This window comes from Delftia sp. BGA-UO-ETr-SB1 (assembly GCF_059567865.1).
Genome location: NZ_JCAQOW010000006.1, coordinates 17876 through 37626, shown reverse-complemented (window position 1 = coordinate 37626; position 19751 = coordinate 17876). Strand labels below are relative to the sequence as shown.

Below are 19751 nucleotides of genomic sequence, written 5' to 3'. Positions count from 1 at the left end.
TCAGATGCCCTTCGGAGCTTGAAGGTGGAAGTCGGTGGCCTGCTGGAAGCGGTGGGCGGCGTTGAGCAGCTGGCCTTCCTTGAAGTAGTTGCCGATCAGCTGCAGGCCCACGGGCATGCCGGCCTCGCCAAAGCCTGCGGGCACGCTCATGCCGGGCAGGCCGGCCAGCGATGCGGGCAGCGTGAAGATGTCGGCCAGGTAGTTGGCCAGCGGGTCGCTCTTTCCGCCCAGTTGCCAGGCCACGGTGGGCGCGGCGGGGCCGGCGATCACGTCGCACTGCTGGAAGGCGGCCTGGAAGTCGTCGGCGATCATGCGGCGGATCTTCTGCGCCTGCAGGTAGTAGGCGTCGTAGTAGCCCTCGGACAGCACATAGGCGCCGATCATGATGCGGCGCTTGACCTCGTCGCCGAAGCCTTCGGCACGGGTCTTCTTGTACATGTCCACCAGGTCCGTGTAGTTCTTGGCGCGGTGGCCGAACTTCACGCCATCGAAGCGCGACAGGTTGGACGATGCCTCGGCTGGGGCCAGGATGTAGTACACGGGAATCGACAGCTCGGTGCGTGGCAGCGAGATGGGCACCAGGCGGGCGCCCAGCTTCTCGTATTCCTTGAGCGCGCCATCCACGGCGGCGCGCACGTCGGCCGACAGGCCTTCGCCGAAGAACTCGGCGGGGATGCCGATGCGCAGGCCTTCGATGCCGTCGTTCAGGCGGGTCGTGAAGTCCTCGGCGGGCACGTCCAGGCTGGTGGAGTCGCGGTCCAGGTCGGGGCCGCACATCTCGGACAGCAGCAGGGCGCAGTCCTCGGCGCTCTTGCCCATGGGACCGGCCTGGTCCAGGCTGGAGGCGAAGGCGATCATGCCGTAGCGGCTGGCGCGGCCATAGGTGGGCTTGATGCCCGTGATGCCGCAAAACGATGCGGGCTGGCGGATGGAGCCGCCCGTGTCGGTGCCGGTGACGGCGGGCGCCAGGCCGGCGGCCACGGCCACGGCCGAGCCGCCCGAGGAGCCGCCGGGCACGCGGTCCGTGTTCCAGGGGTTGCGCACGGGCGCGGGGGCGTCGAAGCCCACGGGCGCGATGGCCGAGTTCTCGTTGGCCGAGCCCATGGCGAATTCATCGCAGTTGAGCTTGCCCAGCGTCACGGCGCCGGCCTCGGCCAGGCGCGTCACCACGGTGGCGTCGAAGGGCGAGCGGTAGCCGGCCAGCATCTTGCTGGAGGCCGTGGTCGGGAAGTCGCGCGTGACGAAGATGTCCTTGTGCGCAATGGGCACGCCAGCCAGGCGGCCGCCCTTGCCCTGGGCAATCAGGGCGTCGGCAGCGCGGGCCTGGGCCAGGGTGGCCTCTTCGTCGATGCTGACGAAGGCGCCCAGGTTCTGGTGCGCCTGGGCGCGGGCCAGGAAATGCTGGGCGGCTTCGACGGCGCCGAGCTTGCGCTCGCGCAGCAGGGCCGACAGGGCCGACACGCCGAGCGTGTGCAGATCAGTGGTTTGCTGGGTCATGTATGGGGTGCGGAAAACGGGGACGGATGCCAGTGACGAGGGCGCGCGGCGCTTACTCGATCACCTTGGGGACCAGGAACAGGCCGCGCTCGACGGCCGGTGCGCTGCGCTGGTTGGCGTCGCGCTGGTCGGGCTCGCTGGCAATGTCCTCGCGAAGACGCAGGGCAATGTCCTGGATGGCGGCGACCGGATGTGACAGCGGGCTGACGCCTGAAGTATCCACAGCCTGCATCTTCTCCACGATGCCGAAAAAATCATTGAGCTGGCCTAGCATGCGCTCACTCTCGGTGGAGGAGAGCTCAAGTCGTGCCAGGTTCGCGATGCGTGCGATGTCTTGTGCGTTCAGTGCCATAGGATTTTTGAAGGGGGCAACGGGATGTAAACCCGTATTTCAAGCCCCGGCAGTAGAAGTTATTCACAGGGGATACGGTATTATCTCGGCTTTGCCGCAATACCCTCTCCGAGCCGGTCATTGTGCGAAAAGCCAACCCCATCCAGACTCCCTAACTTTCATCCCGGCGATGGCAGGCCGACGAGCATGCCGTGCCTGAGAGGACTCTCGTAATGTTCGGAGCTTTCCGTCGGTATTTCTCCACCGACCTTGCCATTGATCTTGGCACAGCCAACACCCTGATTTTCGCCCGCGACAAGGGCATTGTTCTGGACGAACCCTCCGTTGTCGCCATCCGCCACGAAGGCGGGCCGCACGGCAAGAAGGTGATCCAGGCGGTGGGCCGCGAGGCCAAGGCCATGCTGGGCAAGGTGCCCGGCAACATCGAGGCCATCCGCCCGATGAAGGACGGCGTGATTGCCGACTTCGTCATCACGGAGCAGATGATCAAGCAGTTCATCAAGATGGTGCATCCGCGCTCGGTGCTCACGCCCAGCCCGCGCATCATCATCTGCGTGCCCTGCGGCTCCACCCAGGTCGAGCGCCGCGCCATCAAGGACGCGGCCGAGGCGGCAGGCGCCACCTCCGTCTACCTGATCGAGGAACCCATGGCTGCCGGCATCGGCGCCGGCCTGCCGGTGTCCGAGGCTTCGGGCTCGATGGTGGTGGACATCGGTGGCGGCACCACCGAAGTCGGCGTGATCTCGCTGGGCGGCATGGTCTACAAGGGCTCCGTGCGCGTGGGCGGCGACAAGTTCGACGAAGCCATCATCAGCTACATCCGCCGCAACTACGGCATGCTGATCGGCGAGCCCACGGCCGAGTCCATCAAGAAGAACATCGGCTCGGCCTTCCCCGGCTCCGAAGTCAAGGAGATGGAAGTCAAGGGCCGCAACCTCTCCGAAGGCGTGCCGCGCAGCTTCACCATCTCGTCCAACGAGGTGCTGGAAGCCCTGACCGATCCGCTCAACCAGATCGTCAGCGCCGTCAAGAACGCGCTGGAGCAGACACCGCCCGAGCTGGGCGCCGACATTGCCGAGCGCGGCATGATGCTCACCGGCGGCGGCGCGCTGCTGCGTGACCTGGACCGCCTGCTGGCCGAAGAAACCGGCCTGCCCGTGCTGGTGGCCGAAGAGCCGCTGACCTGCGTGGTGCGCGGCTGCGGCATGGCGCTGGAGACCATGGACCGCCAGGGCAGCATCTTCACCAGCGACTGATGCGGCGCAGGCCGGGGCCCGTTGTCGCGGGCCCGGGGCCTCAGCCGTCTGACTGCAACGATTTTTCTCCCCCTTCCGTGGTGACCTGCATGCTTGCCCTGCCTTCCTTCGCACCGGGACCGGCCCGTGCTTTCCAGGCTGCAGCAAGTGCGGCAGGGCAGGCCCTGCCACGCGGGAGGGCGGCATGAATCCCAATACCCTGGACCACTCGGCGCCCTCGCTGTTCAAGCGGCGGCCCTCGCGGGTCTCGCAACTGGCCCTGTACAGCGCCCTGGCGCTGTTTCTGATGGTGGCCGATGCGCGTTTCAGGATCACCGATCCCGTGCGCGTGGCCGTGGCCACCGTGCTGTACCCCGTGCAATGGGTGATGCTCAAGCCGGTGCAGGCCGTGCACGACGCCAGCCGCTACCTGGGCTCGCTGGACGATGCCCAGGCCCGCGAACAGGCCGCGCGCAAGGAACTGGTGGCCATGGCCCAGCGTGCATCGCTGGCCGACGAGCTGATCCAGGAAAACGACCACCTGCGCGAGCTGCTGCAGCTGCGCGATCGCCTCACCACGCCCGGCACCGCTGCCGAGGTGGTCTACGACAGCCCCGACCTCTATACGCGCCGCGTGGTCATCGACCGCGGCCAGGTGGATGGCATCGACCAGGGCTCGCCCGTGCTCGATGAAAAGGGCGTGGTCGGCCAGGTCACGCGCGTGTATCCGCTGCGTGCCGAAGTCACCCTGCTCATCGACCGCGACCAGGCCATTCCCGTCTTCAACCCGCGCACCGGCGCGCGCAGCGTGGCCTATGGCGATCCGTCGCCGCTGCGCACCGGCGGCATAGAGCTGCGCTTCATGCCCAGCAATGCCGATGTCCAGGAAGGCGACCTGCTGACCACCAGCGGTGTCGATGGCCTGTACCCGCCGGGCCTGCCCGTGGCCAAGGTGGTCTCGGTGGAGCGCCGCGCCGACTCGGCCTTCTCGCGCATCTACTGCGAGCCCGTGGGCCGCGTGCAGGGCGTGCGCCACGTGGTGGTGCTCAAGCCGCTGGACCGCGCCACCCATCCCGAGGCGGAAGGCGCAGCCGAACCCCTGCGCGCCGGCAAGGGCAAGGAAAAAGACAAGGGCAAGGAAAAAGACAAGGCCAAGGACGGCAAGGGCAAGGAAGCCTCCAAGGCCGGCAAGACAGATGCACCGGCCACGCCTGCCGCACCCGCTGCTCCCGCCGCACCCGCCTCCGCCAGGAAGGAGCCCGCATGATCATGCCGCGCGGCCAGCAGCTGCTGCTGCCGGTCAACCCCCTGTTCATCGTCGTCAGCCTGCTGGCGGCGCTGGCACTCAACATGCTGCCGCTGGGCCGCCAGGCCTGGCAGCCCGACCTGCTGATGGTGCTGCTGGCCTTCTGGGCGCTGAACCAGCCCCAGCGCGTGGGCATGGGCGTGGCCTTTTTGCTGGGCCTGTGCATGGATGTGGACCGCTCCTCCCTGCTGGGCCAGCATGCTCTGGCCTATGCGCTGCTGGTGTTCGCGGCCGGCGCCATGGGCCGGCGCCTGTCCTGGTTCTCCACGCCCGTGCAGGCGCTGCACCTGCTGCCCCTGTTCGCCGTCGTGCACGGCCTGCAGGTGCTGCTGCGCATGGTGGCCGGCGGCATCGTGCCCGGCCCGCTGGTGGTGGTGGCTCCCTTGATCGAGGCCCTGCTGTGGCCCCTGGTCAGCGGCCTGCTGCTGGCGCCGCAGCGCCGTCCGCCGGACAGTGACGAGAACCGTCCCCTGTGAGGCTTGACGCGTGATGGAAATCCGCAATACAGAAGCCGAGCTGCAGCGATTCAGGTTGCGCGCATGGGTGATGAGCGTGGTGGTGCTGCTGGCCTTCGGGCTGGTGGTGGCTCGCTTGCTGGTGCTGCAGGTGCAGCGCCATGAGGAGCTGGCCGAGCGCGCCGAAAGCAATCGCACGGCCGTGGTGCCCATCGTGCCCAACCGGGGCCAGATCCTGGACCGCAACGGCGTGGTGCTGGCCACCAACTACTCGGCCTATACGCTGGAGATCATGCCCTCGCGCGCGGGCAACCTGGAAGAGACCATCGACGGCCTGGCCGAGATCGTCGAGATCACGCCGCGCGACCGCCGCAAGTTCAAGCGCCTGGTGGATGATTCCCGCAGCTTCGACTCCCTGCCCATCCGCACGCGCCTGACCGATGACGAGGTCGCGCGCTTCGCCGCGCAGCGCTATCGCTTCCCGGGCGTGGACATCAAGGCGCGGCTGTTTCGCACCTACCCCATGCAGGACACGGCCAGCCACGTCATCGGCTACATCGGCCGTATCAACCAGCGCGAGAAAGAGGCGCTGGAAGACTCCGACGACGCCGCCAACTACCGGGGCACCGACGTCATCGGCAAGCTGGGCGTGGAGCAGAGCTACGAAACCGACCTGCACGGCCAGACCGGCTGGGAAGAGATGGAAACCTCGGCCGGCGGCCATGCCGTGCGCAAGCTCGGCAGCCGTCCCGCCACGCCCGGCGACAGCCTGGTGCTGTCGCTGGACATCAAGCTGCAGCGCATGGTGGAGGAGCTGTACGGCGACCGCCGTGGCGCCCTGGTGGCCATCGATCCGCGCAGCGGCGAGCTGCTGGCCATGGTCAGCCGCCCGACCTTCGACCTGAATCTCTTCGTCGATGGCATCGACCAGGAAAGCTGGACCGCGCTCAACGAATCCATCAACCGCCCGCTGCTCAACCGCGCGCTGCGGGGCACCTATCCGCCGGGCTCCACCTACAAGCCCTTCATGGCGATTGCCGCGCTGGAGTCGGGCAAGCGCCGTCCCGACACCACCATCATGGACAACGGCAGCTGGACCTTCGGCGGCCACACCTTCCGCTCGGGCCACCCCAACGGGCCGACCAACCTGCGCCGCTCCATCATCAAGTCGTCCAACGTGTACTACTACATGCTGGCCAACGACATGGGCGTGGACATGATCCACGACTACATGAAGCCGCTGGGCTTCGGCCAGATCACCGGCATCGACGTGCGCGGCGAGGCGCGCGGCGTGCTGCCCAGCACCGAGTGGAAGCGCAACACCTACAAGCGGCCCGAGCAGAAGAAGTGGTACGCGGGCGAGACCATCTCGCTGGGCATCGGCCAGGGCTACAACAACTTCACCATCCTGCAACTGGCCAACGCCATGTCCACGCTGGCGGCCAAGGGCGTCAAGCACCGGCCCCACCTGGCCGTGGGCCGTGTCGATGCCGTGACGCAGCAGTTCTCGGCCATCAACAAGGACCCCGGCACCAGCATGGGCTACAAGCCCGAGAACGTGGAAGCCGTGCGCGCCGCCGTGGCCGCCGTGACGGTGGAGGGCACCTCGCGCGGCATCTTCGGCAACGCGCCCTACACCTCCACCGGCAAGACCGGCACGGCTCAGGCCGTGGGCGTGCGCCAGAACGAGAAGTACAACGCCTCGCGCCTGTCCGAGTTCCAGCGCGACCACTCGCTGTACATCGCCTACGCGCCGGCCGACAACCCCACCATCGCCGTCGCCGTCATCGTGGAGAACGCCGGCTTTGGCGCCGCCGCTGCCGCGCCGCTGGCACGCCGCGTGTTCGACTACTGGCTGCTGGGCCGCTACCCCAGCCTGGAGGACATGGCCGCCATGCGCAAGGGCCAGGCCGGCGTGCCCATAGGCGCCCCGCGCCGCGTCTCCGAAATCACGCTGGACGCAGAAACCGTGAACCTGCCCGGCCTGCCGCGCTACGAGCCGCCCGAGGCATCGGTGCCCGTGGCATCCAACCGCGCTGCCGCGCTGCCGCCGCCGTCTGCTGGCGAGCTGGAGGATTGAGAAAGCAAAAGAGCCGGCATTGCCGGCTCTTTGTTTTCTTGAGCAGCCTGCGTGCGCAGGCCCAGGCCTCAATGCCCCATGCGCCCGATGAACGCCGCGATCCGCTCGCTGGCCGGGTTGCCGAAGAACTCGGCGGGCGGTGCCTCGTGGGCGATGCAGCCCTGGTCGAAGAACATCACGCGGTCGGCGACCTCGCGGGCGAAGCCCATTTCGTGGGTGACCACGATCATGGTCATGCCGCCGCGTGCCAGCTCGCGCATCACGTCCAGCACTTCCTGCACCATCTCCGGGTCCAGCGCGCTGGTGGGCTCGTCGAACAGCATCACCTGCGGCTCCATGGCCAGGGCGCGGGCAATGGCCACGCGCTGCTGCTGGCCGCCCGACAGCTGCCACGGGTACTTGTGGGCATGGGCCTGCATGCCCACGCGCTCCAGCAGGGCCATGGCCTTGGCATTGGCCTGGGCGCGCGGCGTCTTGTGGATGCGGCGCGGCGCCAGGGTCACGTTGTCCAGCACCGTCATGTGGCCGAACAGGTTGAACTGCTGGAACACCATGCCCACTTCGCAGCGCTGCTTTTGCAGCGTGGCTTCGTTGTCGGTGACTTCGACGCCGTCGATGGTGATGCGCCCGCCATCATGCGGCTCCAGCCGGTTGATGGCGCGCAGCAGCGTGGACTTGCCCGAGCCTGAGGCGCCGATGATCACCGTCACCTCGCCCGTGCAGAACTGCGTGGAAACGCCCTTGAGCACCTGGTGGCTGCCGAAGGACTTGGTGACCTTCTCGGCCACGATGTAGGGCATGCCCCGTGCCAGCTTGTCGGCGCTCATTTGTGGCGGCCCTCCACGTCGAAGCGGTACTCCACGGCAGCCGTGACCTGGGTCACCAGCGTGGTCAGCACCAGGTAGGTCACGCCCACGGTGACCAGGGTCTCCACGGGCTGGAAGGTGGCCGACTGGATGCGGTTGCCCACATTGGTCAGCTCCACCACGCCGATGGCGTACGCCAGCGACGAATCCTTGAGCAGGGCCACGAAGTTGCTCACCAGCGGCGGCAGCGAGATCTTGAAGGCCTGCGGGAACACCACGTCCATGAAGACGCAGATGCGCGGCAGGCCCAGGGCGCGTGCGGCCTCGGCCTGGCCGCGCGGCACGGCCTGCAGGCCGGCGCGCACGGCTTCGGCGTTGTAGGCGCCCACGTTCAGCGCCAGTGCAATGCAGGCGGCTGCGAAGTCGGGCAGGTTCAGGCCCGGGATCAGCACCGGCAGCGCGAAGTAGATGAACAGGATCTGCACCAGCAGCGGCGTGCCGCGGATCGCCCAGACGTAGAAGCCCGCGGCCCAGCGCAGGGCGGCCGTGCGCGAGGTGCGCGCCAGCGCGGCGGCGATGCCCAGCACCAGGCCGGCGGCGCCGCTGACCAGCGTCAGGTACAGCGTGGTGCGCGCGCCTTCGGCGAAGGTGTCGGCATTGGAGCCTATGGGCTCGGGCAGCAGGGACAGCAGTTGCCCCAGCAGCGAAACCACGAGCACCATCAGCAGCAGGGCCGTGACCAGGGTGGCGTTGCTGCGCTGCGAGCGGCTCCAGTGGGCGGGCCAGAGGACGGTAAGCATAGGTGGGCTAGAAACAAAAAGGCGCCCTGCAAGTGGGCGCCGGTCGGGCAGATCTGCCCGGGGCCTCAGTCAGGGCAGCGGATGTCTTCGTGGAAGTATTTCTGCGACAGCTTGGCGTAGCTGCCGTCGGCCAGGGCTTCCTTGAAGGCCTTGTTCCAGGCATCGGCCAGCGACTTGTTGTCCTTGGCCACGGCGGCGGCAATGCGCTCGACCAGCAGCAACTCGCCCTGCTTGAGCTGGGCATTGGGGTTCTTTTGCTGCAGTTCCTTGGCGATGAAGCGTTCGGTCACCCAGGCGTCCACCCGCTTGGACAGCAGCGCATTGCGGGCGGCCTCGTTGGTGGGGAAGTTGACCAGGCGCTTGATGCCGGGCAGGTTCTTCTCCATGTACTGCATATAGGTGGTGCCGGTCTGCACCGACACCGTCTTGCCTGCCAGGTCCTTGCCCGAGCGGATGGCCGGGTCCAGCGACATCACGATGGCGCCAGAGCAGTAGTGGGGCTGGGTGAAGGTCACGGCCTTCTCGCGCTCGGGCGTGATGCCGTGCGAGGAGATCACCAGATCCCAGCGGTCCTGCTGCAGGCCGGTGAGCAGGGCGTCGAAGCTGATGGTCTTCCACTCGTACTTCACGCCCATCTTGGCGGCCATCATCTGGGCCAGCTCGACTTCGAAGCCGGTCAGCTGCTTGCCCTCGAAATGGGCGAAGGGCGCGTAGTAGCCCTCGGTGGCCAGGCGCAGCGTGCCTTCCTTCTGGATGGCGTCGAAGGGGCGGGCCTGAACGCCGGCGGCGGTCCACAGGGCCAGCGCGGCGGCGGCGATGACGGTAAAGCGTTTCATGGAACTCCTGGGCTGTCGCTCAAGACCTGACCCCGGCGCCGCAGCATGAAGAAAGCGCCAAGGCACGCATCAGTGCATGGGCCATGGACGGCGGGGCCGGTTTTTTGCGGCTGGTCGGCTGGTCGGGTACGGCCGCTGGCAGGGGTGCGACATGCACCAGCCGCCGCAGCTCAAGGCGAAAAGTCGGCAATTATAGAAGGTTGCCGTCGCCAACGCCGATGGCAGGTGTTGCGAACGCCGCAGGCCCGCGCTCAGGCGATGAAGGCGTCGTAGCCGGTCTTGAGGATCAGCAGGCTCACCACGCCGATGAAAATGCCGCGCACAAAGCCCGTTCCATGGCGCAGGGCCATGTGCGTGCCCAGCATGGCGCCCAGCACATTGGCCACCGCCATGGGCACGGCCAGGTGCCACCAGATATGGCCCTTGAGCGCGAACAGCGCCAGCGCAGCCAGGTTGGTGGCCATGTTCAGCAGCTTGGCCGAGGCCGACGCATTCAGGAAGTCATAGCCCATCAGCCGCACGAACAGGAACACGAAGAAGCTGCCCGTGCCGGGGCCGAAGAAACCGTCGTAGAAGCCAATCACCAGGCCGATGGCGCAGGCGATCAGCGTCTCGGCGCGGCCCGAATAGTGCGGCGTGTGGTGGCGGCCCATGTCCTTGCGCGCCAGCGTGTAGACCAGCACGCCCAGCAGCACCAGCGGCAGCAGCCGGCGCAGGAAATCGGGGGAGATCTGCGTGACGGCCCAGGCGCCCGCAAAAGAGCCCGCCATGCCCACGCAGGCCGCCGGCATCATCGCGCGCCAGGGCAACTGCACCTTGCGGCCGTACTGCCAGGTGGACATGGCCGTGCCCCAGACCGAGGCGCTCTTGTTGGTGCCCAGCAGCGTGGCGGGCGGTGCGGTGGGGAAGGTGGCGAACAGCGCGGGCAGCAAGATGAGGCCCCCGCCGCCCACGATGGCGTCCACGAAGCCGGCCAGCATCGAGGCCAGCGAGACGATGATCCATTCCATAGGGCGGCGATTGTCGCACCGCCCAGGTGCCGCAGCAGGCTGGCCGCAGGCATAAAAAAAGCGCCGGACTTGCCGGCGCTCTGGGAAATGCATCTTGGGATGCTATTTATGAATGTTGATCTGGTTGTGTACGAGTTGTCTCCTCGGCCCCTCTTGTGCAGCACTGTGGTGCCGCGAGAGTGGGTGGACTTTAATGGTCGCACCTGGGTGGTGCATCGGGGATTTCCCGCAGTTACCGCAAAAGTGCGGGATTGCACCAGCAAAGGGCCGTGAACACCGGGCGCCGCGGCTTTGACGCCCGGGCGACCATTCGTTCCTCATCGATCTGTTTCTGCCCACAACAACCCTGGCCCGCCCGGGCTTGCCGCCCCTCAGGCGGCCATCGCCACCGCTGCGTCGGCTGGTGCCGCCGTCGCTGTCGTTGTCGCTGTCGTTATCCCTGCCTGCCCCTGCCGGTCCGCAAGAATCCAGCCGGCGGCCTTCTCCGCCATCATCAGCGTCGGGCTGTTGGTGTTGCCGCTGGTGATGCGCGGCATGGCGCCTGCATCGATCACGCGCAGCCCCTGTACGCCGCGCACGCGCAGGCGGCTGTCCAGCACGGCCATGGGGTCGTCGGCGCGGCCCATCTTCGTCGTGCCCACGGGGTGGAAGATGGTGGTGGCGATGTCGCCGGCCAGGCGCGCCAGATCCTCGTCGCTCTGGTACTGCACGCCGGGCTTCCATTCCTCGGGGGCGAAGCGCGCCAGGGCGCTCTGGCCGACGATGCGGCGTGTCACGCGCAGGCTGTCGGCGGCCACCTGCCGGTCCTCGGGTGTGGACAGGTAGTGCGGCGCAATGGCCGGCGCCTGGCGGAAGTCCCCGCTGTGGATGCGCACCGTGCCCCGGCTCGTGGGATTGAGGTTGCAGACGCTGGCCGTGAAGGCCGGAAAACCGTGCAGCGGCTCGCCGAAGGCGTCCAGCGACAGCGGCTGCACGTGGTACTGGATATTGGGGTGCGCCTGCTGCGGGCTGCTGCGCGTGAAGGCCCCCAGCTGGGAGGGCGCCATGCTCATCGGCCCGCTGCGGCGCAGCAGGTATTCCAGGCCGATGCCGGCCTTGCCCCACAGCGAATTGGCCATGGTGTTGAGCGTGCGCGCGCCCTTGATCTTGTAGACCGAGCGGATCTGCAGATGGTCCTGCAGGTTCTCGCCCACGCCGGGCAGGTCGTGGCGCACGGCAATGCCGTGGTTCTGCAGCAGCGCGCCCGGACCGATGCCCGACAGCTGCAGAATCTGCGGGGAGTTGACGGCGCCCGCGCACAGCAGCACCTCCTGGCTTGCCTGCACATTGACCATTTCCGAGCCGGTCCAGACCTGGGCGCCGCTGCAGCGCAGGCCGCCGGCGGGCAGCTGTTCGAACAGCAACTGGCTGACCTGGGCATGGGTCCACAGCTCGAAATTGGGGCGGCCATAGCAGGTGGGCCGCAGGAAGGCCTTGGCGGTGTTCCAGCGCAGGCCGCCCTTTTGGTTGACCTCGAAGTAGCCCACCCCCTCGTTGCTGCCGCCGTTGAAGTCCTCGGTGGCCGGAATGCCGGCCTGCTGGGCGGCTTCGGCAAAGGCGTCCAGGATGTCCCAGCGCAGGCGCTGCCGCTCCACGCGCCATTCAGCGCTGCCGCCTGTGCCCGTGCCGCCGTGCAGGGCACGAAAGCCTGCATCGGCGTTGCCGCCGGCATCAAGCCGCCAATGGCTTTCATGCTGGCGGAAGGCCGGCAGCACCTGGTCCCAGCGCCAGGCGTCGTCCCCGGTCAGCTCGGCCCAGCTGTCGTAGTCGCGGGCCTGGCCGCGCATATAGATCATGCCGTTGATGCTGGAGCAGCCGCCCAGCGTCTTGCCGCGCGGATAGCGCAGGCTGCGGCCGTTGAGCCCTGCGTCGGGCTCGGTCTGGTAGAGCCAGTCGGTGCGCGGATTGCCGATGCAGTACAGGTAGCCCACGGGGATGTGGATCCAGTGGTAGTCGTCCTTGGCGCCCGCCTCGATCAGCAGAACGCGGCTGCGGCCATCGCGCGAAAGCCTGTTGGCCAGGAGGGCGCCCGCCGTGCCGGCGCCGATGACGATGTAGTCGAAGGTGGTGTTGCTCATGGAGATGGGCGGGCGTCCGCTGCGGGCCGGAACGTCCTTGGGAGCCGGGGTTGGTGCTTCGGCCCATTGTGCGGACGGCATGCGCACTGTCGAGAGGGAAAGCGCGCTGGACTCCTTTTTTTGCAGCAACGCATGCAGCAGTCATGGCTGTCGCGCTGGTTTTTTGATAAAAATTGCACGCGTAGGGCAAAGCTGTCGTGCGCACGGCGCCGCCAGGCAATCTGCGGCCCGTGCCGCTCGGTTATCCTGCGGTCTTGGCTGCAATGCCGCCCGGCCCTGCCTGCGCGCCCCGCCTTCGCAACCCCCAAGGACTTTCCGCACTTGTCTGCCCTCAACAATCCCCCCCAATGCAGCCTGCGCCGCGACAACGACGGCCAGTGGGCGTTGCTGACCGGCTCCTGGGGCGCGGCCGAGCTGGGCCGGCGGGCGCAATGGCGCAGGCTGCGTGCGCAGCTGGCCGATGCCAAGGGCGATGACCTGGGCTGGAACCTCGAAGGGCTGGACTGGCTGGACCACGTGGGCGCGCAACTGCTGTGGAACCACTGGGGCCGTCGCCTGCCCGCGCGTCTTGCGGCCAGCGATGCGCAGCGCGCCATGCTCGAACGCGTGGGCCGTTTCTCCAAGGAGCCTGCGCCGCCGCCCCCGCGCCCGAACCTGCTGGAGCGCATCGACAGCCTGGGCTGCCTGGTGATCAACGCCTGCGGCCATTTCGCGCAGATGACGCGGCTCATCGGCCAGTTGCTGATCGACCTGCTGCGCTTCGCGCGTGCGCCGCACCGGGGGCCCTGGCGCGACATCTCCGGTCATCTTTACTCCATGGGCGCCACGGCCCTACCCATCACGGCCCTGGTGGGCTTTCTGATCGGCGTGGTGCTGGCCTACCTGATGGCGCTGCAGCTGCGCCAGTTCGGGGCTGAATCCTTCATCGTCAACATCCTGGGCATCTCGCTGATCCGCGAGCTGGGTCCGCTGCTGGCGGCCATTTTGGTGGCGGGCCGCACGGGCTCGGCCATCACCGCCCAGATCGGCGTCATGCGCGTGACCGAGGAATTGGATGCCATGCAGGTCATGGGCATACCGCACGGCTTTCGCCTGGTGCTGCCGCGCGCGCTGGCGCTGGCCATCGCCATGCCCCTGGTCTCGCTGTGGACCACGCTGGCCGCGCTGGCCGGCGGCATGCTCGCGGCCGACCTGACCATGGGCGTCACGGGTGCCTACTTTGCCGAGGCCCTGCCTGCCGCCGTGAAGATCGGCAACCTCTGGATCGCCATGGGCAAATCCGTGGTCTTCGGCGCCCTCATCGCCCTGATCGGCTGCCACTGGGGCCTGCGCGTGGAGCCCAATACGCAGAGCCTGGGCAAGGGCACGACGGCCTCGGTGGTGACGGCCATCACCATGGTGATCGTGGTGGATGCGATCTTCGCAATCCTTTTCAAAGATGTCGGAATCTGATGGCCATGGACACCGAAACCTCCTCCACGCCCGCAGCCGACGAGCCCATCGTGCGCATCGCCGGGCTGTGGAGCGTGTTCGGCGAAGGCGAGAACGCCTTTGCCGTGCACCAGGACCTGGACCTGGATGTGCAGCGCGGCGAGATGCTGTCCATCGTCGGCGGCTCGGGCACGGGCAAGACCGTGCTGCTGCGCCAGATGCTGGGGCTGCTGGAGCCCACCAAGGGCCGTGTCGAAGTGCTGGGCCGCCCGGCCAGCGAAATGGGCCGCGAGGGCGCCGCCAGCCGCGTGGGCATGCTGTTCCAGCACGGGGCGCTGTACTCGGCCTTCAGCGTGCTGGACAACGTGGCCTTCGCGCTGCGCGAGCAGGGCACGCTGCCCGACGACCTGGTGCGCGACGCGGCCCTGGTCAAGCTGCAGATGGTGGGCCTCAAGCCCGAGCATGCCTCGCGCATGCCGGCCGATCTCTCGGGCGGCATGATCAAGCGCGTGGCGCTGGCGCGGGCGCTGATCATGGACCCGCCCCTGCTGCTGCTGGACGAGCCCACGGCCGGCCTGGACCCCACCAGCTCCGACGAATTCTGCGAACTGCTGCGCGAACTGCGTGCCGAGCTGGGCCTGACCGTCATCATGGTCACGCACGACCTGGACACGCTGTTCGCCCTGTCCTCGCGCGTGGCCGTGCTGGCCGAGAAGAAGGTGCTGGTCAGCGGCCCGCCGCGCGAGGTGGCCGAGTTCAAGCATCCGTTCATCGAGCATTTCTTCCAGGGGGAGCGCGGCAGGCGCGCGATGAGCACGGTATGAGAAGCCCCCCTGAGTCGCTTCGCGCCTTCCCCCCTCTCGCTTTGCGGGGGGGGACGACACCCTCGCGGCGGGGCGGCCCTTGCTCGGTGTCCCTTGCCTTGGGGTGCGCCGGTTTTGAAGGTCTCGCCCTGAGTTGTGGATTGACTGGGGGCCGCGGCCCCATGCCTTGTTTGCTGGGCTAACGTTATGGACCATTGATATGGAAAACAAATCACATGCCATGGCGGCCGGCATTTTCGTGCTGGTCGTGGCGGCCCTGCTGGCGGGGCTGGCGATCTGGCTGACGCGCGATACGCGGCAGTACAACGAGTACGAGCTGTCCACCAAGGACGGCATCAGCGGGCTGCAGGCCCAGGCGGCCGTGCGCTACAAGGGCGTGGCGGTGGGCAAGGTCACGCGGATCGGATTCGATCCGCAGACCAATGGCAATGTGCTGATCCGCATCGCCATCGGTGTGAACACGCCCATCACGCCCACCACGTTCGCCGTGCTGGGCTACCAGGGCGTCACGGGCCTGGCCCATGTGCAGCTCGATGATGCGGACCAGCCTCAGCCCCAGCTGCCCCCGGGGCCCAGCGGCCTGCCGCGCCTGCCGCTGCGCTCGTCGCCGCTGAGCATGCTGGCCGACCAGGGGCAGGTGCTGCTGGAGCGCGCCGATGAGATCTCGCGCCGCCTCAGCGACATGCTGGACACCGACAACCAAAAGCGCGTGAGCCAGGCGCTGGAGAACATTGCAGCCGCTGCCGCAGGCGTGCAGCAGCTCACGCAGAACCTGGACCGCACGCTGTCCACCCAGGTGCCGCAGCTCGCCGCCGACGCCCACAACACCCTGCAGTCGCTGGAGAAGGCCAGCAACGGCGCCTCTGCCGTGGCCTCCGAACTGCAGCAGACCGTGCGCCGCGTGAACGCGCAGGACGGGCCGCTGGAGCAGATCGCCCAGAGCACGCGCGCACTGACCCGCATGGCCGATTCGCTGGGCCGCAGCACGGTGCCGCACGCCAACCGCGCGGCCGACGATGTCTCGCGCGCCGCGCGCCAGATGGGCACGGCGGCCAGCCGCTTCAGCGACAACCCGCAGGCCGTGATCTACGGGCCGGGCCAGGCCCGCCCGGGGCCGGGCGAGCCCGGCTTCGTCGCCCCGTCCGCAGCCACCCAGCCCTGACCGAGGAACCCGCATGTCCCCATCTCGCAAGACCGCCGTGGCCAGCGCTGGACTGGCCGCCGCCCTGATCCTGCTGGCCGGCTGCTCGGCCCTGCCGCAGCCCCCCGCCCAGCCCGCGCGCTATGACTTCGGCCTGGCGCCGCTGTCCACGCCCGCGCAGTCCGCCACATCCGCCGCCCCGCAGGCACGCACGCCGCTGGCGCTGGCCGATGTGGAGGCTCCCGCCCTGTCCGACGGCAGCACCGCCATGTTCTACCGCCTGGCCTATGCCAACGGCCAGGAACTGCGCCCCTACCAGCTGGCGCGCTGGAGCCAGCCTCCTGCACTGCTGCTGCAGCAGCGCCTGCGCAGCCAACTGGGCCTGCAGCGCCCCGTGCTGGCCAGCAGCGAAAGCGTGGCCCAGCCGCGCCTGCAGGGCGCCGTGCCCACGCTGCTGCGCGTGGACATCGAAGAGTTCAGCCAGGTCTTCGACGCGCCCGGCTCCAGTGCCGGCGTCGTGCGCCTGCGCGCCACCCTGGTCGAGCAAAGCGGTGCCGTGGACCGCCTGCTGGGTCAGAAGCTGTTCGAGGTGCGCAGTCCTGCCGCCTCTGGCGATGCCGCAGGCGGCGCGAAGGCGCTGGCGACGGCGGCCGATGCCGCCATTGCGCAAATCGATGAGTGGCTGGGGCAGCAGGGGCACTGAGCGGCGGCTGGATTTCCAGCCCATCCATTCTCTTGAGAACGGCTGGTGGGTGCATTGCATCCGCTGGCCGTTTTTTGTTCTCGGCAATTGGCTCTGCAAGCAAGTGGGGCTTTTTCCGCCCCTGCCGGGTGGTTGCTTTTCGAGGCCGGGTCTCGGCCCGGCAGCCGACTGCCCTTTCTTGATTCGCCAAGAAAGGGCAGATCAAAGAAGGCGACCCGAATGTCCGCGACCCCTTCGCTTCGTTGCGGGGCAACCTGCGCCGTGGCGGCTGCGGGGTTCGCCGTGAAACTCTCTTCGCGCTGCGCGCTACGTTCAAACAATCACGGCGAGTCAGTTGACGAAGCAGTCCTGTCCTTCGGCAGGACTGCAACCCCGCAACCGCCACGACGCAGGCGCTGACATACGGGGAAAAGGCCGGGTACTCAGGGCAGGGGCGGGCCGCGCCTGACCCAGTGCTTCCCGCGCGTCCGTCAGGGGCTGTAGTCCCGATCCCACCGTCTCGGCTGCCCCTGGGACGACCGTCAACACTAGGTCCAGACTACGACGCGCAGCCCCCAGGTTTTTTACAGTGGAACCGTCGCTGATGCAGATCGCGGCTTTGAAAAAACAAGGCCTGATTGCACAGCGCTACTTCAACATCACTGAAAGGACCAAGCCATGAATGAAGACCGCATCAAGGGCAACTGGAAGCAATTCACCGGCAAGATCCGTGAGCAATGGGGCAAGCTCACCGATGACGATCTGGACGTGATCGCCGGCAAGCGCGAGCAATTCCTGGGCAAGCTGCAGGAGCGCCAGGGCCTGGCCCGCGACGCTGCCGAAAAGCAGCTGACCGACTGGCAAAAGCGCAACCCCGACTTCCGCTTCGAAGACTGACGAGGGTGGACTGCGGATGGGCTGGACGCCCTGGCCGGCGCCGCCATCCGCTCCTCGACAGCCAGCGTGCCTGAGGGCACGCACCAATGGCCCGCCGCCGCAGGCAACAAGGGCCGGTTCAGTACAAATACAAGGAGTTCCATCATGCAAACACCGCAACGCTTTCGCCATATGCTTTCCGCTGTCGCCCTGGGCCTGATGGCCTCCGGCGCCATGGCCATGACCAATGCGGAGCACACGGCCGCCAAGAACCAGATCGAGGCCGACTACAAGGCTGCCAAGGAACAGTGCAAGCCGCTCAAGGACAACGCCAAGGACGTCTGCGAGAAGCAGGCCAAGGGCCAGGAAAACGTGGCCAAGGCCGAACTGGAATCGCGCCGCAATCCTTCGCCCAAGAACAGCGAAAAGGCACTCAAGGCCAAGGCTGATGCGGACTACGACATCGCCAAGGAAAAGTGCGATGACCTCAAGGGCGACGCCAAGGATGTCTGCGTGAAGGATGCCAAGGCCGCCCACGTGCACGCCGTGGAAGCCGCCAAGGTGAACAAGGCCCAGGCCGAGCCCGCTGCCAACTCCGCAGCCAAGGCTGCCAACGTGGCAGAAACCCGCAAGGACGCTGCCGAGGAAACCCGCGAAGCCGACTACAAGGCTGCCAAGGCCCGTTGCGACACCATGAGCGGCGCTGCCAAGGACACCTGCGTGGCTGATGCCAAGCGGAAGTTTGGACAGTAAGCTCCCCCTGAGCGGCTGACGCCGCTTCCCCCGTTGCACGGCGCCTCTCTACTCGCTTCGCGAGGGAGGGGGACGACGCCCTCGCCGCGAGGCGGCTCTTGCTCGGTGCCCCTGGCCTTTTGGCCGCGCCAGTTTTATCCGCCTTGACCAAGCCCCGCTCGCGGGGCTTGGCTGTTTTTGGGTTGGCTGATGTGGGTCAAACGGGTTGGGCGGTGCTGTTCCTAAGCTGCAGGCTTTCACGATGAAGGCAGGAGAAGCATATGGCCGTGCTGGAATGGAGCGGAGCGCTGGCATTGGAGTTGCCGGCCATGGACGAGGTGCATCAGGAGTTCGTCCTGCTGCTGGCCGAGGTGGAGGCGGCCGATGATGCGCAGCTGTGCAAGCGCTGGGATGAGTTGATCGCGCATACGCAGGTGCATTTCGACCAGGAAGACCGCTGGATGCAGTCCACGCGCTTCACCAGCACGAACTGCCACAGCCTGCAGCACAAGGTGGTGCTGCAGGTGATGCGCGAGGGGGCGAGCAAGGCGGCGGCCGGTGATCTGGCCGTGATCCGCAGCATGGCGGGCGAGCTGGCGGCCTGGTTCGTGCACCATGCGCAGACCATGGATGCGGCGCTGGCCCTGCATCTGCGCAGTGCGGGCTTCGATCCCGCCACGGGCTCCCTGGCGCACCCTGAGGCCTTGCCCGAGCAGCCCATCACGGGCTGCGGCGGTGCCTGCGACGGCAGCGCCGACCGCGCGCGGGCCGTGCCGGCCTGAACCGATCTGAACCGGCAGTAAGGCCACCAGTCAGCCAGCCCGCTCAGGGCACGATCGCGGGCGATGCCAGGATGGGGAAGATCTTCACCAGCCCGCCCGCCATCACCTCCACGGCCAGGGCCGCGAGGATCAGGCCCATGAGCCGCGTCATCACGTTGATGCCGGTCTTGCCCAGCACGCGGGCGATCGGGTCGGCCAGCGAAAAACAGACCATCACCACCAGCGCCACCACCACGCCATAGCCCACCAGGGCCAGGTGCTGCCAGATGGTGCGTGCCTGGTCGGCGTAGATCACCACGGTGGACATGGAGGCCGGCCCCGTCAGCAGCGGAATCGTCAGCGGCACCACGGCAATGCTGTTGCCCATGGCAGCCTTTTCCGCGCCAGCGACCAGCGTGGGCGCGTTGGGCCGTTCCTCGGCCGGGCGGGCGTTGAGCATGTTCATGGCGCTGATCAGCAGCAGCAGGCCGCCGCCCACCTGAAAGCTCTGCAGCGAGATGTTGAAGAAGTCCAGCACCTGCAGCCCGATGATGGCGCAGGCCGCGATCACGCAGAACGAGGCCAGCGCCGCCGTGCGAATGGTCTGCTGGCGCTGCTGGGCGCTGAATCCCTCGGTGTAGTGGATGAAGAAGGGGACGATGGCCAGCGGGTTGATGATGGCCACCAGCGTGATCAGCGGTTTGAGGTCCATCGCATTCCCTGTAGGTTGCCGCCGCCCACCTGTGCCCGGCGCTTGCCGGTACGCACGACTTTTCGTTCCATCGAATGTCTCCTGTGAAAGAATTGCCG

The 19751-nt window shown here is 67.6% G+C and carries 19 protein-coding genes; 11 read left to right on the top strand and 8 right to left on the bottom strand.

Annotation, left to right across the window (positions count from 1 at the left end; genetic code table 11):
• Both gatA and gatC read right to left on the bottom strand, forming a co-directional pair.
• Entirely contained in the window at nucleotides 1-1497 is a 1497-nt protein-coding gene (gene gatA / locus AC57B5_RS18960; protein WP_192368702.1) for an Asp-tRNA(Asn)/Glu-tRNA(Gln) amidotransferase subunit GatA, read from the bottom strand.
• A gap of 52 nt (nucleotides 1498-1549) precedes the next feature.
• Entirely contained in the window at nucleotides 1550-1849 is a 300-nt protein-coding gene (gene gatC / locus AC57B5_RS18955; RefSeq protein ID WP_012202292.1) for an Asp-tRNA(Asn)/Glu-tRNA(Gln) amidotransferase subunit GatC, read from the bottom strand.
• A gap of 212 nt (nucleotides 1850-2061) precedes the next feature.
• Between gatC and AC57B5_RS18950 the strand changes: the two genes are divergently transcribed.
• From AC57B5_RS18950 to mrdA, 4 genes are all read left to right on the top strand, one after another.
• Complete coding sequence (locus AC57B5_RS18950) at nucleotides 2062-3105, top strand: rod shape-determining protein (RefSeq protein ID WP_012202293.1); 1044 nt, start codon at nucleotides 2062-2064, stop codon at nucleotides 3103-3105.
• A gap of 184 nt (nucleotides 3106-3289) precedes the next feature.
• The gene (gene mreC, locus AC57B5_RS18945; RefSeq protein ID WP_199961546.1) at nucleotides 3290-4351 is read left to right on the top strand and encodes a rod shape-determining protein MreC; all 1062 of its coding nucleotides are present in this window, start codon (nucleotides 3290-3292) and stop codon (nucleotides 4349-4351) included.
• Nucleotides 4348-4866, top strand: a complete 519-nt coding sequence (gene mreD, locus AC57B5_RS18940; protein ID WP_013800223.1) for a rod shape-determining protein MreD — start codon at nucleotides 4348-4350, stop codon at nucleotides 4864-4866. Before mreC ends, mreD begins: the two co-directional genes overlap by 4 nt.
• Nucleotides 4867-4879: 13 nt before the next feature.
• Nucleotides 4880-6925, top strand: coding sequence for a penicillin-binding protein 2 (mrdA, locus tag AC57B5_RS18935; RefSeq protein WP_097204528.1), 2046 nt, complete (start codon nucleotides 4880-4882; stop codon nucleotides 6923-6925).
• A 68-nt stretch (nucleotides 6926-6993) separates the two neighbouring features.
• Here the strand turns inward: mrdA and AC57B5_RS18930 are convergent, their stop codons facing one another.
• From AC57B5_RS18930 to AC57B5_RS18910, 5 genes are all read right to left on the bottom strand, one after another.
• Complete coding sequence (locus tag AC57B5_RS18930; protein ID WP_012202297.1) at nucleotides 6994-7752, bottom strand: amino acid ABC transporter ATP-binding protein; 759 nt, start codon at nucleotides 7750-7752, stop codon at nucleotides 6994-6996.
• Complete coding sequence (locus tag AC57B5_RS18925; protein ID WP_012202298.1) at nucleotides 7749-8531, bottom strand: amino acid ABC transporter permease; 783 nt, start codon at nucleotides 8529-8531, stop codon at nucleotides 7749-7751. Before AC57B5_RS18925 ends, AC57B5_RS18930 begins: the two co-directional genes overlap by 4 nt.
• A gap of 65 nt (nucleotides 8532-8596) precedes the next feature.
• A complete protein-coding gene (locus AC57B5_RS18920; protein WP_043821856.1) occupies nucleotides 8597-9367 on the bottom strand; it encodes an ABC transporter substrate-binding protein in 771 nt (256 codons plus the stop codon).
• A gap of 251 nt (nucleotides 9368-9618) precedes the next feature.
• Complete coding sequence (locus AC57B5_RS18915; protein WP_013800226.1) at nucleotides 9619-10377, bottom strand: sulfite exporter TauE/SafE family protein; 759 nt, start codon at nucleotides 10375-10377, stop codon at nucleotides 9619-9621.
• Nucleotides 10378-10748: 371 nt separating this feature from the next.
• A complete protein-coding gene (locus AC57B5_RS18910; RefSeq protein ID WP_496400866.1) occupies nucleotides 10749-12494 on the bottom strand; it encodes a GMC family oxidoreductase in 1746 nt (581 codons plus the stop codon).
• A 321-nt stretch (nucleotides 12495-12815) separates the two neighbouring features.
• Between AC57B5_RS18910 and AC57B5_RS18905 the strand changes: the two genes are divergently transcribed.
• The 7 genes from AC57B5_RS18905 (at nucleotide 12816) to AC57B5_RS18875 (ending at nucleotide 18962) form a co-directional block, all read left to right on the top strand.
• Nucleotides 12816-13946, top strand: coding sequence for an MlaE family ABC transporter permease (locus AC57B5_RS18905; RefSeq protein ID WP_034397875.1), 1131 nt, complete (start codon nucleotides 12816-12818; stop codon nucleotides 13944-13946).
• Nucleotides 13946-14749 (top strand): ABC transporter ATP-binding protein, encoded by an 804-nt coding sequence (locus AC57B5_RS18900; protein WP_012202305.1) that lies wholly within the window; start codon nucleotides 13946-13948, stop codon nucleotides 14747-14749. The genes AC57B5_RS18905 and AC57B5_RS18900 overlap by 1 nt, the downstream gene beginning before the upstream one ends.
• Nucleotides 14750-14948: 199 nt before the next feature.
• Nucleotides 14949-15911 carry an MlaD family protein gene (locus AC57B5_RS18895; RefSeq protein WP_013800229.1) on the top strand — a complete coding sequence of 321 codons (963 nt, stop codon included), beginning with the start codon at nucleotides 14949-14951 and terminating at the stop codon, nucleotides 15909-15911.
• Nucleotides 15912-15924: 13 nt separating this feature from the next.
• Complete coding sequence (locus AC57B5_RS18890; RefSeq protein WP_496400131.1) at nucleotides 15925-16593, top strand: ABC-type transport auxiliary lipoprotein family protein; 669 nt, start codon at nucleotides 15925-15927, stop codon at nucleotides 16591-16593.
• 657 nt (nucleotides 16594-17250) lie between these two features.
• Nucleotides 17251-17469: a CsbD family protein gene (locus tag AC57B5_RS18885; protein WP_012202308.1), complete on the top strand. Its 219-nt coding sequence runs from the start codon at nucleotides 17251-17253 to the stop codon at nucleotides 17467-17469.
• Between the two features lie 144 nt (nucleotides 17470-17613).
• The gene (locus AC57B5_RS18880; protein ID WP_096914293.1) at nucleotides 17614-18201 is read left to right on the top strand and encodes a hypothetical protein; all 588 of its coding nucleotides are present in this window, start codon (nucleotides 17614-17616) and stop codon (nucleotides 18199-18201) included.
• 260 nt (nucleotides 18202-18461) lie between these two features.
• On the top strand, nucleotides 18462-18962 hold the full coding sequence (locus tag AC57B5_RS18875) for a hemerythrin domain-containing protein (protein ID WP_492386188.1): 501 nt from the start codon (nucleotides 18462-18464) through the stop codon (nucleotides 18960-18962).
• A 43-nt stretch (nucleotides 18963-19005) separates the two neighbouring features.
• On the opposite strand, the gene AC57B5_RS18870 is transcribed toward AC57B5_RS18875, so the two are convergent.
• Nucleotides 19006-19653 (bottom strand): MarC family protein, encoded by a 648-nt coding sequence (locus tag AC57B5_RS18870; protein ID WP_012202311.1) that lies wholly within the window; start codon nucleotides 19651-19653, stop codon nucleotides 19006-19008.
• Nucleotides 19654-19751 lie beyond the last annotated feature (98 nt).

What these genes read in the sequence shown, in the direction of transcription:
- AC57B5_RS18925 (WP_012202298.1), bottom strand. Translation starts at nt 8,531, where the DNA reads ATGCTTACCGTCCTCTGGCCCGCCCACTGGAGCCGCTCGCAGCGCAGC.
- mrdA (WP_097204528.1), top strand. Translation starts at nt 4,880, where the DNA reads ATGGAAATCCGCAATACAGAAGCCGAGCTGCAGCGATTCAGGTTGCGC.
- AC57B5_RS18930 (WP_012202297.1), bottom strand. Translation starts at nt 7,752, where the DNA reads ATGAGCGCCGACAAGCTGGCACGGGGCATGCCCTACATCGTGGCCGAG.
- AC57B5_RS18950 (WP_012202293.1), top strand. Translation starts at nt 2,062, where the DNA reads ATGTTCGGAGCTTTCCGTCGGTATTTCTCCACCGACCTTGCCATTGAT.
- AC57B5_RS18875 (WP_492386188.1), top strand. Translation starts at nt 18,462, where the DNA reads ATGGCCGTGCTGGAATGGAGCGGAGCGCTGGCATTGGAGTTGCCGGCC.
- AC57B5_RS18910 (WP_496400866.1), bottom strand. Translation starts at nt 12,494, where the DNA reads ATGAGCAACACCACCTTCGACTACATCGTCATCGGCGCCGGCACGGCG.
- AC57B5_RS18900 (WP_012202305.1), top strand. Translation starts at nt 13,946, where the DNA reads ATGGCCATGGACACCGAAACCTCCTCCACGCCCGCAGCCGACGAGCCC.
- AC57B5_RS18920 (WP_043821856.1), bottom strand. Translation starts at nt 9,367, where the DNA reads ATGAAACGCTTTACCGTCATCGCCGCCGCCGCGCTGGCCCTGTGGACC.
- gatA (WP_192368702.1), bottom strand. Translation starts at nt 1,497, where the DNA reads ATGACCCAGCAAACCACTGATCTGCACACGCTCGGCGTGTCGGCCCTG.
- AC57B5_RS18895 (WP_013800229.1), top strand. Translation starts at nt 14,949, where the DNA reads ATGGAAAACAAATCACATGCCATGGCGGCCGGCATTTTCGTGCTGGTC.
- gatC (WP_012202292.1), bottom strand. Translation starts at nt 1,849, where the DNA reads ATGGCACTGAACGCACAAGACATCGCACGCATCGCGAACCTGGCACGA.
- AC57B5_RS18870 (WP_012202311.1), bottom strand. Translation starts at nt 19,653, where the DNA reads ATGGACCTCAAACCGCTGATCACGCTGGTGGCCATCATCAACCCGCTG.
- AC57B5_RS18890 (WP_496400131.1), top strand. Translation starts at nt 15,925, where the DNA reads ATGTCCCCATCTCGCAAGACCGCCGTGGCCAGCGCTGGACTGGCCGCC.
- AC57B5_RS18915 (WP_013800226.1), bottom strand. Translation starts at nt 10,377, where the DNA reads ATGGAATGGATCATCGTCTCGCTGGCCTCGATGCTGGCCGGCTTCGTG.
- AC57B5_RS18885 (WP_012202308.1), top strand. Translation starts at nt 17,251, where the DNA reads ATGAATGAAGACCGCATCAAGGGCAACTGGAAGCAATTCACCGGCAAG.
- mreC (WP_199961546.1), top strand. Translation starts at nt 3,290, where the DNA reads ATGAATCCCAATACCCTGGACCACTCGGCGCCCTCGCTGTTCAAGCGG.
- AC57B5_RS18880 (WP_096914293.1), top strand. Translation starts at nt 17,614, where the DNA reads ATGCAAACACCGCAACGCTTTCGCCATATGCTTTCCGCTGTCGCCCTG.
- mreD (WP_013800223.1), top strand. Translation starts at nt 4,348, where the DNA reads ATGATCATGCCGCGCGGCCAGCAGCTGCTGCTGCCGGTCAACCCCCTG.